Origin of the sequence: Flavobacterium sp. JAS (assembly GCF_020991455.1) — a bacterium.
Classification (GTDB): Bacteria; Bacteroidota; Bacteroidia; order Flavobacteriales; family Flavobacteriaceae; genus Flavobacterium.
Map to the genome: position 1 here is coordinate 56,949 of NZ_JAJMOX010000005.1, position 15,045 is coordinate 71,993.

Below are 15,045 nucleotides of genomic sequence, written 5' to 3' on the forward strand. Positions count from 1 at the left end.
AATTGGTTCTATTTTTAATTCTCCGCTTTAACTTTCCGTATTCTCCACGTAAATCTTTTAGGCATATGATTGCCCATAACATAACCCCATGCTTCTAATGATTCTATTCTGTCAAAAATAATTTTCAAAATTGCCAAAAGCGGAATGGCTAAAAACATTCCTGAAATTCCTGCTGAAGCTCCGCCAATAATAATTCCGATGATAGATACAAAAGCATTAATTTCTACTTTAGAATTGATAATTAATGGCACAATTAGATTATTATCAATCAATTGTACAATGATATTTACGATAAGAATTCCCAGAATAATTGAAATTTCAGCAGAACCTGTCAAAGAAGCCAAAACGGTTATTACACCAGCGATCAAGATTCCAATATATGGAATGATGTTTAGAATTCCCGTAATTAATCCTAAAAGAATAAAATATTTTACGCCAATAATCCAAAGACCCAAACTCGTTAATACTGATACAACTATCATTTCAATAATTAAACTAAGGATGTAATTGTTTATCGATACTTTTATTTGAGATAAAATATCTTTAAGAATGCCGTGATTTTCTTTGTTAATTAGTTTTGTAAGAAAAAGTATAAAATGGTCTTTATATAATAAAAACAAAAAAGTATAAATGGGTATAATAGTACAATCTAAAAGCAAATCGCTAATAGATACAATTGCTGAACTAATTGTTGTTTTACTGTTCTGGACGGAATCTTTAGTTACATTATCCAGATATTTTTTCTGTTCTCCAATACTTATGTGAAAATTCTCTCTAATGAACTTATGAATATCTGTTATAAAAGCGTTTGTATTTTTTTTTATTGTATTGAAATCATTGGCCATATCCGTTACTTCATAGGATATAAAAACTAAAATTCCAACAATAAAAGCAGCAAAGAGTAAAACACAACTAATCGCTGCAAGATGTCTCGAAAATTTAAATTTTGTTTTAAAAAAAGTAAATATCGGAAGCAATAAAACAGCAAACAAAAAAGCCATTAATACTGGTGTAATAACATCTTTTGCAATGCAAAAAATGTAGCCAAAGGAAATCAGGCTTATCAGTATACACGAAATTTTCGCATAGAAAGGCAATTTAATTGGCTGAATCATTTTTTATGGAGTTTTTGGTAAAAGTAAAATTGGCTAAACAAATATTACAATTTATTTCAGTAATAACGTTTTAGCTTTCTTCCTTTAGTTTATAAAATTACCATTTTAATTTTAGTCAAAAAACTCCTTTTCTTCGTATTGAGCAGGCATTATCGAAATACCTTTCTGCAGTAGTAAATTGTTTGGAAAAATAATTCGTTCGCCTTCCTTTGTTTTTAAATTGACATGGAATGCGCTAATGTCTTCGATTTCGGCTTCGATAGGAAAATCTTTATCGTGGATTTTTATTGTATCTCCAATTCTAAATGGAAATGAAAAAAACAAAATCATTCCCGAGGTAATATTGCTCAGTATAGACCATTGCGCAAACATTGCAACACCAATAACGGTAGTAATTGAAGAAACGGTTATAAAAATATCCTTGGTTTCAACGCCCCAAATTACAATCAGACTAATTACAACTAAGATATTCATTAAAATATGAATGTACTTTATAACTAAATTAGTTCGATGCTCTAATAACTGACTTGTACTGGCGTAACGGCGGATTAATTTTGCAATAATAACTCTCAATGCTACTAAAGCAAATAAGACAATTACGGTGCTTAAAATTTCCTCGCTATATTCTTTAAAAGAAAACATAAATAAATTTTTACACTAAAGTACTCAAATATTCGTAAACTTTAGCTGTTGGCAGTCCCATAACATTGGTATAAGAACCTTCAACTTTTGCAACTGCCATAAAACCAAACCATTCCTGAATACCATAAGCACCAGCTTTATCATAAGGTTTATAATTTTCGATATAATATAAAATAGCTTCGTCTGATAAATCATTGAAGGTAACTTTAGTAATATCATTCAAAAGGGTAGAAGTAGTGTTTGTTTTGAAGCAAACCGAAGTAATTACATCGTGTGTTGTATTCGACATTGATTTGATCATTTCAAAGGCTTCTTGGGCATTTTTTGGTTTTCCTAATGCTTTATTCTGGTGCCATACAATGGTATCGCTCGTAACCAGAATTTCGTTTTCTTTTAGTTCTCCTTCAAATGCACTTGCTTTAAGTTCAGCCAAATAATCAGTGATTTCCACTGCTTTTAATTCAGGTGGATATATTTCTTCGATATCTTTTAATCTAATTTCAAAATCCAGATCCAAATCCTTAAAGAATTGTTGTCTTCTTGGTGATCCTGAAGCAAGAATTAAAGTATATTTTTTGAGTTTTTCTTTAAGCATTGTAATGAATATTTAAGGTAATAACCAGAATTGATAAAATTCCGAAAAGCAAAATTAGTTTTAAAACGGTACTCAAATGGTGAAATTCTTTTGAAGTTTTTGCGCCAAATATCTTAACGATGAAGTATAATAACGGAGCTAAAACAAAAGCAAATGCATAAAGTGTAGCAAAAATAAGATTGTTTTTAAGAAAATAAGTATTGATATAAAGCAAACATAAAAGAAACGGAATAATAGCAAATCCAGACGCTATTTTTGCAGCTCTACTAATTCCAATAGCAATTGGTAATGTATTCATTCCTTGATTGTAATCGCCATTTACATCTTCAATATCTTTAACTATTTCTCGGATAAAGTTAATCATAAAAGCAAACAAGGCATAATCTGTCAAAATCGAAAACAGACTCGCCATTTGCGCCTGATTTTCAGAATTGGTTGCCGGAAAAATATCAAAAACACCAATAATAATAACACTCAAAGCCAGTGTTAAAGCCACAGCAATATTGCCTACAATCATTATTTGTTTTAATGTGGTAGAATAAAAATAAAGCAATGAAGCAATTAGAATAAAAATGGTTGCAAAACCAGGTCTCAAAATAACATTTGATAAATAAAAGCCTATCGCCACTCCTGTAATATTTAGGCCGATATAGATATTGTAAGCAAGGGTTTCAGAGACTCCTTTGCCAATTACAACATCATTTGGTTTATTGATTGTATCCGTCGCAACGTCATAAATATTGTTGATTACATAACCCGCTGCTGCTAATAAAACAGTACTTAAAACTAATAAACCATATTGAAAATCTGATAATGCCAATGGAATATTTTGCTGTTTTAAAAAGGCATAACGAAACAAAACTTGCATAAAAGCAAGCATCAATAGGTTTTGATAACGAATGAGTTTGAGGAATTTCATTTTTTTTAGGTTCTAAGTGGCTAAGTTACTAAGGTTCTAAGTTTTTCTTGATTTGAACTCTTTGTCAAAGTTTTAAACTTTGACAAAGTTAGTCGCAAAGTAGTCAAAAGTCTACAATCTAAAGTCTACAATCAAAAATCTAAAATTATTTAATCGTGTTTCCCGCTAAAATGTTCCATCCATTTCCCTTGTACTTTCATTACTTGTTCGATAACATCACGAGCTGCTCCTTTTCCGCCTTTTACATGCGAAATATAACGGCAAATATTTTTGATTTCAGGACTTGCATCTTGTGGGCAAGTTGGTAAACCGACTAATTTCATGACATGAAAATCAGGAATATCATCGCCCATATATAACACTTGCTCTGAATTTATATTATAAAGATCAGTGTATTCTTTAAAAGTTGCAACTTTGTCAGGAGTTCCTAAATGAATATCCTTAATTCCTAAATTATGAAGTCTCACGCGAACACCTTCGTTACTTCCGCCAGAAATAATACAAACATTATAGCCACTTTCTACAGCTGCTTTCATTGCATAACCATCACGAATATTCATCGTGCGAAGAATTTCTCCTTCATTGGTTACAAAAACCGAACTGTCTGTTAGTACGCCATCAACATCAAAAACAAATGTTGTAATATCGTTCATTATTTCTTTATAACTTTTTGCCATTATCTTGTATAGATTGAGTTAGTAGTTTATATATATTCTTTTGATTTTCATTTGTTAAATACTCCAAATGCGTTTCAATTGTCGTTGAATCCTTACGTTTTGCAGGTCCGGTTTGTGCATCAATTGGATCCAGAGTTTTTATTTTTTCGGCAGTTTCCTGAATTAAAGGTTTTAAAACTTCAAATGGCACCTGATGTTCGTTGCAAATTTCCTGACCAATCTGATATAAATGATTCGTGAAATTATTTACAAACACAGCCGAAACATGCAATGCTTTTCTTTGATCTGAATTAATTGGAAAAACGGCATTTGAAACACTTTTAGCCACAGCTTCCAAAACCCGAAAATCAAATGTATTTTCAGCTTCCAAGCACATCGGAACTGTTGAAAAATCAATTTCTTTGTTTTTAGAAAATGTTTGAAGGGGATAAAAAACACCTTTTCTATTTTTTGGATCTAAAACATCAAGTGAAGCTGCCCCCGAAGTATGAACTACAATTCGGTTTTGAAAAGGTAATTGCTTAGAAACTTCCGAAATTGCTTTGTCTGAAACGGCGATAATGTATAAATCGGCTTCAATTAATTCGTTAAAATCATTTACAATTTTATCAAAACTGATTAGGGAAGTTAAAGCTTCCTTTTTTCTCGAAAAAACCTGTACAATTTCAATAAGTTCACTTTTCGTGAAAGCTTTTATCAAATGCTGCGCAACATTTCCGGAACCAATTATCGTTATTCGAGTCATAGCGCAAAATTAGCATTATTTTTTTAATGTAGATTGCTTTTAATCCGTTTGTCTTTCGTCTACAGCCTGCTAACAATAGAGGGGTAAACTTTAGATTTTCATTTAAAAAAAGAAAACCGTTGTTGCTAATTAATGAGATAATTGCGAACAACGGGTTAGAGTATTGATTCTTATTTGCTTAAAACTTCACAGCATCTTTCGGCACAATTTCATTAATCGTTGTAATTTTCGAAAATTCTAATTTTGGAGACGATGTAAATTGAATATTTTTAGAAAACTCTCCGTTAACAGAAATCGCTTTATCTGAAACCGAATTAAATTCTACATTCTTAAATGACATATTTTTTCCGTTATAAATCTCAAAAACAGTTGGTTTTTCGATATCTAGTTTGATATTGCTAATTTTGATACCGTCAGCATCGATGATTGAAAAGCCATTTTCTGCTTTTGCAATTAAATTGGAGATTTCAATGTTTTTGAGATTCATTTCAGGCAATCCTTGTAAAAACACAGCCTGATAAGCTCCTCTTATAGTAATATTTTTTATCGAAATATTACTGAACTGTGGTGTTTCTTCATTTACAGGAACCATTTTGGTATTGATTTTATTTCCGCCTTCGGCTAAGGTTTCAGCAATAGATTTCCCTCCATAATAAAGGTCAAAAGAAATTGCCTGTGATGGAATATCGGTCATAAAAATATCTGAGATGTAGATGTTCTCTACAATTCCGCCACGCCCACGCGTGCTTTTAAAACGTAAACCAACATCAGTTCCCATAAAAGTACAATTAGAAACGTGAAGGTTTTTTACGCCTCCTGACATTTCACTTCCAACCGTTACGCCACCATGTCCATGATAAACAATATTATTTCGCACAATGATATTTTCGCAGGGAACGGCGCGATCACGGCCATCTTTATCTTTACCTGATTTAATGCAAATAGCATCGTCACCTACATCAAAACTGGAGTTTTCGATAATTACATTTTTGCAGGATTCTACATCCAGACCATCGCCGTTTTGAGAATACCAAGGATTTCTAACGGTTACGTTTCGAACAATTAAATCTTCAACCATCAAAGGATGAATATTCCATGCAGGTGAATTTTGAAATACTGGTCCATCAAATAATACTCTTTTACTATTTTGAATACTCACCAATACCGGACGCAGAAAATCGTGAATGGCTTCAAAATCTTCTTTGGTTTTTAAATCTAAACGAATATTCTGATCTGCACCTTTTGAACCTTTCAAATATTGCTCAGATGGATACCAAGAATCTTTTTTCTCATTAAGAACTCCGCCAGAAGCCACAAACTTCTTCCATTGTTCGTCTGTCAATTTGCTTTTTTTGACTTGCCTCCAAGCTTCTCCCGAACCGTCCCAAACACCATTTCCGGTAAAAGCAATGTTCTCCAGATTTTTACCATAAATAGGAGAGATGCATCTCCAGGTATTCAAGCCTTCAAAACTTGTTTCTATAATTGGGTATAAAGTCTTATCTGTTGAGAATTTTATTAAAGCACCAGTTTCCGCATGCAATTCAATGTTGCTCTTTAGAATAATTGGTCCCGTAAGCCAGATTCCGGGTGGAATAATTACTTTTCCACCGCCCTTTTTAGTAAGCGCTTCTATTGCATCGGCGAAAGCCTTAGTATTTAGGACATAACCACCATTTACAACACCAAAATCTTTAAGATTTACCGTGTTTTTGGGAATAACGGGTTCTTTGACTTTCGCCATCTTAAACTCAACGCCTGGATAATTATCCTTAGAATTTTGAGCAATTAAGGCATCTGAACAGTTTATCATTAAAACTGTCAGAACAATGTTTAATAGATTTAGTGAAGTGGTTTTTATACTCATTATCTAGGTTCTCTGTTTTGTTAATGGTGTCTTTTGTCTAAATTAAAGCTTTGATTTGTATTAACAATTCAATAACAAAGCTGTAAAAACAACAAATTGATATTGTAATCGATTACACAAACATATAAAAATATATTGAAAAACAAAAAGATCGCACAATTGTATTTTATTTGTAAATATATTCTTGTCATTATGAGAACTTGCCACAAAAAACCATACCGTTTTTAGTTTTTATTAACAAATGACAAATATTGGAACTCAACATTTTTAAGTACTTTTGTGGCACTTTTATACAATGTAATTCCCTAAAAATGGATAAAAAAATATTCTCTTTTTTGTTTTCTACACGTTTAATGTCTGTTCTTTTTTTAACATTTGCAATCGCAATGGGTGTTGGAACTTTTATCGAAAGTAAATACAACACAGATACAGCCCGAATTTTAATTTACAATACTTGGTGGTTTGAAGCGATAATGGTCTTTTTTATGATCAATTTCTTCGGAAACATCAAACGTTACCAATTACTTAAAAAGGAAAAATGGGCAACTTTATTGCTTCATATTGCTTTTATTTTTATTCTTTTAGGAGCTTTTATTACACGTTACATCAGCTACGAAGGTATGATGCCGATTCGTGAAGGTGCTACCGAAAATCAAATTTATTCAGATAAAACATTCTTAACTGTTTTTGCAGATGGAGAATACAAAGGCGCAATGAAACGTAGAGTTTTTGAGAAACACCTATTGTTTTCACCAGTAACAAACAACGATTTTACGCTTTCAGGTAAATTTAATGAAACGCCATTTGAAGTGACTTACGTTAACTATATAATGGGCGCAAAAGAAACTATTAAACCAGACCCAAAAGGAACTTTATACTTAAAACTAGTTGAAGCTGGAGCTGGCGGACGTGAAGAACATTTCCTGAAAGAAGGTGAAGTTCAAAATATCCATAACGTTTTGTTTGCTTTAAATAAGCCAACAGATGGTGCAATTAACATTAATACAACCGGAGAAAAATATACGATTCAAACGCCTTTTGAAGGAGAGTTTATGCGAATGGCAGATAAACTTAAAGGAGCGGTAACCAAAGACAATATACAACCGCTTATGATGCGTTCGTTATACAGTATTGGAGATATTAGAATTGTGTTTCCGGATCCTGCTGTAAGAGGAACGGTTGATTATGAGTCAAATAATGACTATAAAGCCAAATCTCACACTGATGCTGTAATTGTAAAAATTAAAGCTGAAGGTCAGGAAAAAGAAGTAAGACTTTTAGGATCGAAAGGTAGTGTAGGAGAGCCTCAAACAGTTAAAATTGGTAAAATAGAATACAGTTTATTTTACGGAAGTAAAGCTTATGTAACACCTTTCAAAATTAAATTAAACGATTTTATTGCTGCAAAATATCCTGGAACAGAAAAAAGTTATTCGTCTTTTGAAAGTCAAGTAACCGTTCAGGATTCTACAGAGACTTTTGACGCGCGTATTTATATGAACCACGTTTTAGATTATAAAGGATACAGATTTTTTCAATCTTCATTTGATCCGGACGAAAAAGGAACCGTATTATCTGTAAACCACGATTGGTGGGGGACATCAATTACTTATTTAGGATACTTTATGTTGTTTTTCGGATTAATGGCAATTATGTTCACAAAACACTCTCGTTTTGCAGATTTGAAACGCAAACTGGAAGTTGTGAAAAAGAAAAAAGAAAAATTAATTACCATTTTGGTTTTAATGATTGGTTTGAGCGGATTTGCTCAGGCGCCACACGTTCATACACCAGGTCATGATCACGATCATACAACTGATCCTAAAGATCACGCCAATCACGTAACTGCTCCGCCAAGTAAGAAACAATTAGACTCTTTATTGTCTATTTATAAAGCTCCGGAAGCACACGCAGCCAAATTTGGACGTTTGATTATTCAGGATGCCGGTGGTAGAATGAAACCTATTAATACTTTTTCATCTGAATTGCTTCGTAAAGTAAGTCAGAGCGATACTTATAACGGAATGAATTCTGATCAGGTATTTTTGTCTATGACGCAATACGCTCAGGTTTGGATACAGGTTCCAATTATTTATCTTAACACAAAAGATGATAGTATTCGTAAAATTATTGGTCTTGAAAGGGGAATGAAATTAGCACCTTTTGTAAAGTTCTTTGATGAAAACGGAAATTATAAACTTGCACCTTATTTAGATGCTGCATATAAAGCTGGAAATCCAAATAGTTTTGAGAAAGATTTTATCGAAGCAGATAAAAAAGTAAACTTAATGGAATCTGCATTAAGCGGAAGTATCTTGAGAATTTTCCCAATCCCGAATGATCCAAACAACAAATGGATTTCTTATTTAGAGTTAGATCACGCAGGATTAAAAGGAATGGACTCTACGTATGTTAAGCAAATTCTGCCTTTATATTTTAGTGCTTTAAACAATGGTTCTATTTCTAAAGATTTTAAAACCGCAGATCAATTAGTAGAAAGTATCAACGGTTTCCAAAAGAAATTTGGAAGTAAAGTACGTCCAAGTGAACAAAAAATTGATCTTGAGATTGCTTATAATACCTATAATATTTTGCCAAAAATGTTTTACTGGTATTCTCTTTCTGGAATCTTTATGTTGATTTTTACACTTTTCAGTATCTTTTTCGATAAAAAATGGTTGCGAATCACCGTAAATGGTTTTCATATATTAATAGGAATCATATTTGCATTTCATACTCTAGCATTAATTGGACGTTGGTACATTTCAGGTCACGCACCTTGGAGTAACGCTTACGAAGCAATTGTATATGTGGCGTGGTCAACAATGTTCTTCGGATTGGCTTTTGATAGCAAATCAAAACTTACAGTGGCATCTGCAGCATTTGTGACGGCGATGATTTTCATGGCATCAAACGCTAACTGGATAGATCCTGAAATTGCAAATTTACAACCCGTTTTGAATTCGTATTGGTTAATGATTCACGTTGCCGTTATTGTGGCAAGTTACGGACCTACCGCACTTGGAATGATTTTAGGTTTTGTGTCCCTGGTATTGATTTTCTTTACTAATGAGAAAAACAAAACTAAAATGGAACTAAACATTAAAGAGATCACTTATATCAACGAAATGTCAATTACAATTGGTTTAATTATGTTAACTATTGGTAACTTCCTTGGAGGACAATGGGCCAACGAAAGCTGGGGTCGTTACTGGGGATGGGATCCAAAAGAAACTTGGGCTTTAATCTCGATTATGGTTTATGCGTTTGTAATTCACGCTCGTTTTGTTCCTTCACTAAGAGGAAAATGGTTCTTCAATTTAATGACTATGTATGCCTTTGTATCTATTTTATTCACGTATTACGGAGTAAACTTCCACTTAGTTGGACTGCACTCTTACGCAAGCGGAGAAGCACATTCATTAAGCTGGGTTTATTATTCATTAGGAACAATTACCGTAATTGGAGCATTAACATACCCAAAATACCACAAATACTATAAAACCAAAAAGGTTAAAAAGATTAAAAAATAGATAATTAGAAGTAATTATTAATTCATAAAAAAGGTTCAACGTTAAGTTGAACCTTTTTTTATTGCTATAGATTAAATTATTTTATTACAAATTTATTAAGTTATTCTTCCGGTAATCAGAAGCAATAAGCTAGCGATGATTAAAAAACAGACCAAAAAAATGAGATGACTTAAAATTGATAGAAAGAATGCCCTGGTTTTAGTAATTTTATTAAAAAACTGGATATTAGTCCAAAATATCAATACAATACTGAGTATGTAAATTATTTTTGTAAGTATCAGAATATGCGACGTTCCATTAAAGTACAGTATAAATGGAAACATTAAAATTTGTAAAAAGAGTCTTTGTGCAGCCTTAAAAGTATTTAAAACAAAATATTCAACAAAATTATAACCTTGGTTCCTGAAAGCAATATAAGTTCCTATAGTAAAAAGCGGAATCGTTGCAATGGTGGTCCAAGCAAAATGAGTGGCATTCCACTCGTTAAAATCTTTTAGATCTAAATTAGAGTTATCAGAAGACTGAAACAAATTGATATGATAATAATGATATAAAAAACCATAAAATGCTGCCAAAATTGCAACCAAGGATAAAGGTTTAAAATGTCTAACGCGTTTTCCTTCAATAAACTCTCTAATGGAATGACCTGGTCTGGTAAATAATTGTTTTAAAGAATAAGGAACCCCTCCATCAAAATGAAATAATCCATGCTGAATATCGTGCCATAAAAAGTGCGCATTTATTTTGTGTGTATCAGCAGTTTGCCCACAATTATTACAATACTTTCCGTGAAAAACGTGCCTGCAGTTTTTACAAATTATTTCCATTTTTGTGGTATTTTCAGAATTAAGTTCTGCAATGATAAGAATATATTCTTTAGTTTTTTATGATATTTGAATGATAAAAAATCAAAAAATTAACTGAGAACACTATCCTTTTTTAATCCATTAGGATACATAATTGCAAGCAGAACAATAATCAGTAAAAAGTTGTATTCAACGCCGTTTCTTCCACCGCCAACAACAAACCAGCCTTCTTGAAAGTGTACTAAAATGATTCCCATAATCAAAATAAAAATGGTTACAAATCCAGCTAACTTGATGTATTTATTCCAGATTAAAAGTACAGCCGCAACTATATGAGACAACTTAATGGCCCAGGCTAAAACTACGCCAAAAGGAGCAAAGCCAATTTGATTGAGAAATAAATTTCCAAAATCATTAATTCCGTTATTAAAAATTCCAAAAACAGAATGCGCTAAGAGGATAATAGCAACTGCAATTCTTAAAAGTAAGGTTCCGTTCATAATTAATTGTTTATGTGTTAGTTTGATTAAAAATAATAAAAAAACGCATATTAAAATATAATATGCGTTTTAAGTTTTATCAAAGCTTAATTTTAAACTTTTCCTAAAGTATATAATTGTGTCATTGTTGGTGTTAAGCTTCCGCCAGCAGGCTCTAAAGTAATTCCAAAAGCCTCAGCCGATTGTGTTTGATCAACAGCAAATATTTTTTGCGAATTTCCTTCAAAGTTATCCAGTAAACCAATGCTTGTAGGCGTTAGTACCGGACTCAATTTTAAAGCCCAAACCTGATAAACCATTCCTTTTGGAGGTTTTGGTAAACCGGCAGCATCAATATAAGTCGTTTTAGTATCTTTATTCCAATACACTTTTGCAAATGAGTTTGGAGAAACCGCTTGTCCGCCCAGAGTTACGCCAGTATTTTTAATATCCCTTACAATAGTCAAACTTTTAGAAATCTCTTTGTTTTGTTGTCCTAAGTAAGCATAATCTTTTTCGATTTTACTTTTCTCAGTTCCAACAGTAGCAATGGCTTCTTTTGTTTTTGTAAGTTCCAGAGTTTGGTAACCAAGACCTAAAAGCAGTAAAACTGCTGCTACCCAGCCCACATATTGTGTCCAGCTCGAAGTCGGTTTCATGTCGACAACTTTGCCATGTTTCAATTCTAAACGGGCTTTTATCTTCTCGAAATTGGCTACAGAATGGAAAGGGGAGAAGCTCGATGATAAAGCTACAATCGCTTTTTCGATCGCAATAATTTCCTGATCCATTTCTGGATGTTTTTTCGCCATTTCGGCTATTTCTAAATTTTCAGCTTCGGTCAACAGACCAAAAACATATAGTTCTAGAGTTCCTGATTCAATATATTCTTGTGCTTCCATTAGATCTTTAAATAATTTCTTAAATCGTTAATACAGTTTCTGTTTTGCGTTTTGATAGTTCCCAACGGCATTGCCAATTCTTCTGAGGCTTCTTGTTGGGTATATCCTTTAAAGAATAACAAATCGATAATTTCGATACATTTTGGTTTTAATTTTTTTACAAATTCTTGTATACCAATGGTATCAATTTTATTAACGAGTTTGTTACTGTCGTCTAACAGATTTACGAAATTATCTGATGAAAGGTTTTTTTTGTTGTCATTAAAATTTTTAGATCTCAGCTTATCTATTGAAGTATTCCTGGCAATATTAAGGATCCATGTATAAAACCGACCCTTGCTTTCGTTATAAGAATCTATGTTTTTCCAGATTTTAACAAAAACATCCTGTAAAACATCTTCAGCTTCTTCTCGGTTTTTTATAAGAACATTGATTACCGAAAACAAACTTTTAGAGTACATATCGTACAAATGGGTAAAAGCTCGTTCGTCTTTCTTGTAAATTAATACTAATAATTCTTCTTGACTCATAGATTTGGATTTTAAAGCTTAAACAAAATTTATTAAACATTATTTCATTACTTGAGATAAAGATAATTTATTTTTTTATGAAAATTAGATTTTTTTTAACAGCAATACACTTAGTAAAATAAGGGATTTGGAAAAAAGTTTAATTTTTTTTCATTTTTTTAAAACCAAAAGCAATCCAATTACGTAGATGCTATTATAACATAAAATGATTATTTAAGAAAATAGCAGAAAACGGAAAATAAAGGCTTTTAGTTTGATTATTAGAAGCTTATTAAAGAAGTTGGAATTGTAAAATTTAACATTTGTTTAAAGAAGTTCGGGAAGTAAAAACTAACTTAAAATTAAATGTCATGAATAACATAACTTATTTAAGAATATTGATTGTTTGTCTAACCGCTGTACTGGCGCTTAGCAATTTTGGAAATGAAGAATTTAGAAAAGGGAAAGTAAAATGCTCATACTCGTCTTCAAGTGTTTTATTTGACCCAATTACCAAAGTATAAGAAGATAAAAAATCAAAATATATAGTAGTTGATGTCCTCGGACTTCCGCTCGAAATTTTTTAATAATAGAAAGTACAGATAATCGAAATTACTCACATACAAATAAAAGAAAACTAGTCACAATCAACGCCATAAAAGAATCATTTAGTAATTAAGAATATTGTAATTCTATAAAAAAAGTTCTCTATAACCGAGGCATCAACTATAATCTAAAGAAATTGCATAAAAGCATAATAATTAATTCATGGTTTGATTTGTTTGTATGGGGGGAAGCCTAACGTCTGATTAACGTTAGGCTTCATTTTTTTAACTAATCTTTAATAAAAATAATAGAAGTAAAAACTTTCTGTGAGACAGATTTTAACTAAATTTATAAAAAATTAAACAATGAAAAAAGTAGTATTTATAGCTTGCAGTGTGGTATTTTTCCTGAGTTCTCAGCTTCAGGCACAAACAAGTAAAACTAAAGGATCTAAAACAGATAAAGTCATGACAAAAGAAACGATTTATCAATTTAAAGTACAAGATTTATCCGGAGATCCGTTTGATTTTGCATCTTTGAAAGGGAAAAAAATTCTGATCGTTAATACCGCTTCAAAATGCGGATTAACACCTCAGTACAAAGATCTTGAAGCTGTATACAAAGAGTATAAAGACAAAGGTTTTGTAATTGTAGGTTTTCCTGCTAATAATTTTGCTTCTCAGGAACCGGGAACAAACAAAGAAATTGAGACATTTTGCCAACAAAATTATGGTGTAACTTTTCCTATGATGGATAAAGTTTCTGTAAAAGGAGATGATATGTGTGAGGTTTACAAATTCCTGACTCAAAAATCTAAAAATGGTTTACAGGATTCTGAAGTAGAATGGAATTTTCAAAAATACTTAATCAACGAAAAAGGAGAATTAGTAAAAGTGATCAAACCAAAAACTTTAGTAACAGAACCAGAAGTTATAAACTGGATTAAAAGCTAATTTATAAGTATCTAAACAAAAATCCACAAATTTGAGTAAATCAGATTTGTGGATTTTTTTTTTGGAGCTATTTCCTGCTGTCCTTCCAAATCTTTTGCTTTTTAAAGAAAAAGGCAAAAGGATTTTTCCTCCCATCAGGGCTAGGGCAATTGTTTTTACAAGAAATATATGATTTAAAAATGAGAAAAAAAATCCGTTTTAATCCGTGTTTTCGCTTTAATGAATCCGCGTCATCCGCGTGCCATCAACTTCAACGCTATTTCAATATCAATTGCATGAAAACCAAATCAAGCCAATGATCAAATTTATAACCTACTTCGCGAATGGTTCCTATTGCGACAAATCCAAATTTCTCATGAAAAGCAATACTTCCCGCATTATCAGCATCAATAGCGCCAATCATAACATGAAAACCTTGTTCTTTTGCCAACCGAATCAACTCTGTCAGTAATTGAGATCCAATTCCTTTACCAATTACATTATCAACCACATATACAGAATGTTCAACAGTATATTGATACCCAATTTTTTCCCTGAATTGCCCATAACTCCCAAAGCCAACTACTTTGCCGTCTAAATCAGCTACAACAATAGGCAAGTTTTTAGCTTTTTTGTCTTCAAACCATTTTGTTTGAACTTCAAGAGTTTGAACATCATAACTATAATTTGCTGTAGTATGCAAAATAGAATGATTTACAATTTCCAGAATTTTTTCTAAGTCGTTTGTGGTTGCTGGTCTAAGATTAAGGCTCATGGT

The 15,045-nt window shown here is 32.0% G+C and carries 15 protein-coding genes; 3 read left to right on the forward strand and 12 right to left on the reverse strand.

What is annotated here, in order from left to right; translation table 11 throughout:
- Positions 1-14: 14 nt before the first annotated feature.
- The 7 genes from LPB88_RS08125 to LPB88_RS08155 all read right to left on the reverse strand — a co-directional run bounded on the left by LPB88_RS08125 (position 15) and on the right by LPB88_RS08155 (position 6,560).
- Positions 15-1,115 (reverse strand): AI-2E family transporter, encoded by a 1,101-nt coding sequence (locus LPB88_RS08125; protein ID WP_230714429.1) that lies wholly within the window; start codon positions 1,113-1,115, stop codon positions 15-17.
- Between the two features lie 111 nt (positions 1,116-1,226).
- Positions 1,227-1,757, reverse strand: coding sequence for a mechanosensitive ion channel domain-containing protein (locus LPB88_RS08130; protein ID WP_230714431.1), 531 nt, complete (start codon positions 1,755-1,757; stop codon positions 1,227-1,229).
- A 10-nt stretch (positions 1,758-1,767) separates the two neighbouring features.
- Positions 1,768-2,352: a Maf-like protein gene (locus LPB88_RS08135; RefSeq protein WP_230714433.1), complete on the reverse strand. Its 585-nt coding sequence runs from the start codon at positions 2,350-2,352 to the stop codon at positions 1,768-1,770.
- Positions 2,345-3,271, reverse strand: coding sequence for a geranylgeranylglycerol-phosphate geranylgeranyltransferase (locus LPB88_RS08140; protein WP_230714435.1), 927 nt, complete (start codon positions 3,269-3,271; stop codon positions 2,345-2,347). The genes LPB88_RS08135 and LPB88_RS08140 overlap by 8 nt, the downstream gene beginning before the upstream one ends.
- Positions 3,272-3,420: 149 nt before the next feature.
- Positions 3,421-3,948 (reverse strand): HAD family hydrolase, encoded by a 528-nt coding sequence (locus tag LPB88_RS08145; protein ID WP_230714443.1) that lies wholly within the window; start codon positions 3,946-3,948, stop codon positions 3,421-3,423.
- Positions 3,932-4,693 carry a Rossmann-like and DUF2520 domain-containing protein gene (locus LPB88_RS08150; RefSeq protein ID WP_230714445.1) on the reverse strand — a complete coding sequence of 254 codons (762 nt, stop codon included), beginning with the start codon at positions 4,691-4,693 and terminating at the stop codon, positions 3,932-3,934. The genes LPB88_RS08145 and LPB88_RS08150 overlap by 17 nt, the downstream gene beginning before the upstream one ends.
- A 178-nt stretch (positions 4,694-4,871) precedes the next feature.
- Entirely contained in the window at positions 4,872-6,560 is a 1,689-nt protein-coding gene (locus tag LPB88_RS08155) for a glycoside hydrolase family 28 protein (protein WP_230714447.1), read from the reverse strand.
- A gap of 311 nt (positions 6,561-6,871) precedes the next feature.
- On the opposite strand from LPB88_RS08155, the gene ccsA reads away from it, so the two are divergent.
- On the forward strand, positions 6,872-10,093 hold the full coding sequence (gene ccsA, locus LPB88_RS08160; protein ID WP_230714452.1) for a cytochrome c biogenesis protein CcsA: 3,222 nt from the start codon (positions 6,872-6,874) through the stop codon (positions 10,091-10,093).
- A gap of 95 nt (positions 10,094-10,188) precedes the next feature.
- Here the strand turns inward: ccsA and LPB88_RS08165 are convergent, their stop codons facing one another.
- From LPB88_RS08165 to LPB88_RS08180, 4 genes are all read right to left on the reverse strand, one after another.
- A complete protein-coding gene (locus LPB88_RS08165) occupies positions 10,189-10,920 on the reverse strand; it encodes a DUF3667 domain-containing protein (RefSeq protein ID WP_230714454.1) in 732 nt (243 codons plus the stop codon).
- A gap of 89 nt (positions 10,921-11,009) precedes the next feature.
- On the reverse strand, positions 11,010-11,399 hold the full coding sequence (locus LPB88_RS08170) for a DoxX family protein (protein ID WP_230714456.1): 390 nt from the start codon (positions 11,397-11,399) through the stop codon (positions 11,010-11,012).
- Positions 11,400-11,491: 92 nt separating this feature from the next.
- Positions 11,492-12,280, reverse strand: a complete 789-nt coding sequence (locus LPB88_RS08175; RefSeq protein ID WP_230714458.1) for an anti-sigma factor domain-containing protein — start codon at positions 12,278-12,280, stop codon at positions 11,492-11,494.
- Positions 12,280-12,810 carry an RNA polymerase sigma factor gene (locus tag LPB88_RS08180; RefSeq protein WP_230714459.1) on the reverse strand — a complete coding sequence of 177 codons (531 nt, stop codon included), beginning with the start codon at positions 12,808-12,810 and terminating at the stop codon, positions 12,280-12,282. Before LPB88_RS08180 ends, LPB88_RS08175 begins: the two co-directional genes overlap by 1 nt.
- A gap of 350 nt (positions 12,811-13,160) precedes the next feature.
- Between LPB88_RS08180 and LPB88_RS08185 the strand changes: the two genes are divergently transcribed.
- Both LPB88_RS08185 and LPB88_RS08190 read left to right on the forward strand, forming a co-directional pair.
- Positions 13,161-13,313, forward strand: coding sequence for a hypothetical protein (locus tag LPB88_RS08185; RefSeq protein ID WP_230714461.1), 153 nt, complete (start codon positions 13,161-13,163; stop codon positions 13,311-13,313).
- 387 nt (positions 13,314-13,700) lie between these two features.
- Positions 13,701-14,288, forward strand: coding sequence for a glutathione peroxidase (locus LPB88_RS08190; protein WP_230714463.1), 588 nt, complete (start codon positions 13,701-13,703; stop codon positions 14,286-14,288).
- 256 nt (positions 14,289-14,544) lie between these two features.
- Here the strand turns inward: LPB88_RS08190 and LPB88_RS08195 are convergent, their stop codons facing one another.
- Positions 14,545-15,042 carry a GNAT family N-acetyltransferase gene (locus tag LPB88_RS08195; RefSeq protein ID WP_230714465.1) on the reverse strand — a complete coding sequence of 166 codons (498 nt, stop codon included), beginning with the start codon at positions 15,040-15,042 and terminating at the stop codon, positions 14,545-14,547.
- Positions 15,043-15,045: the final 3 nt, after the last annotated feature.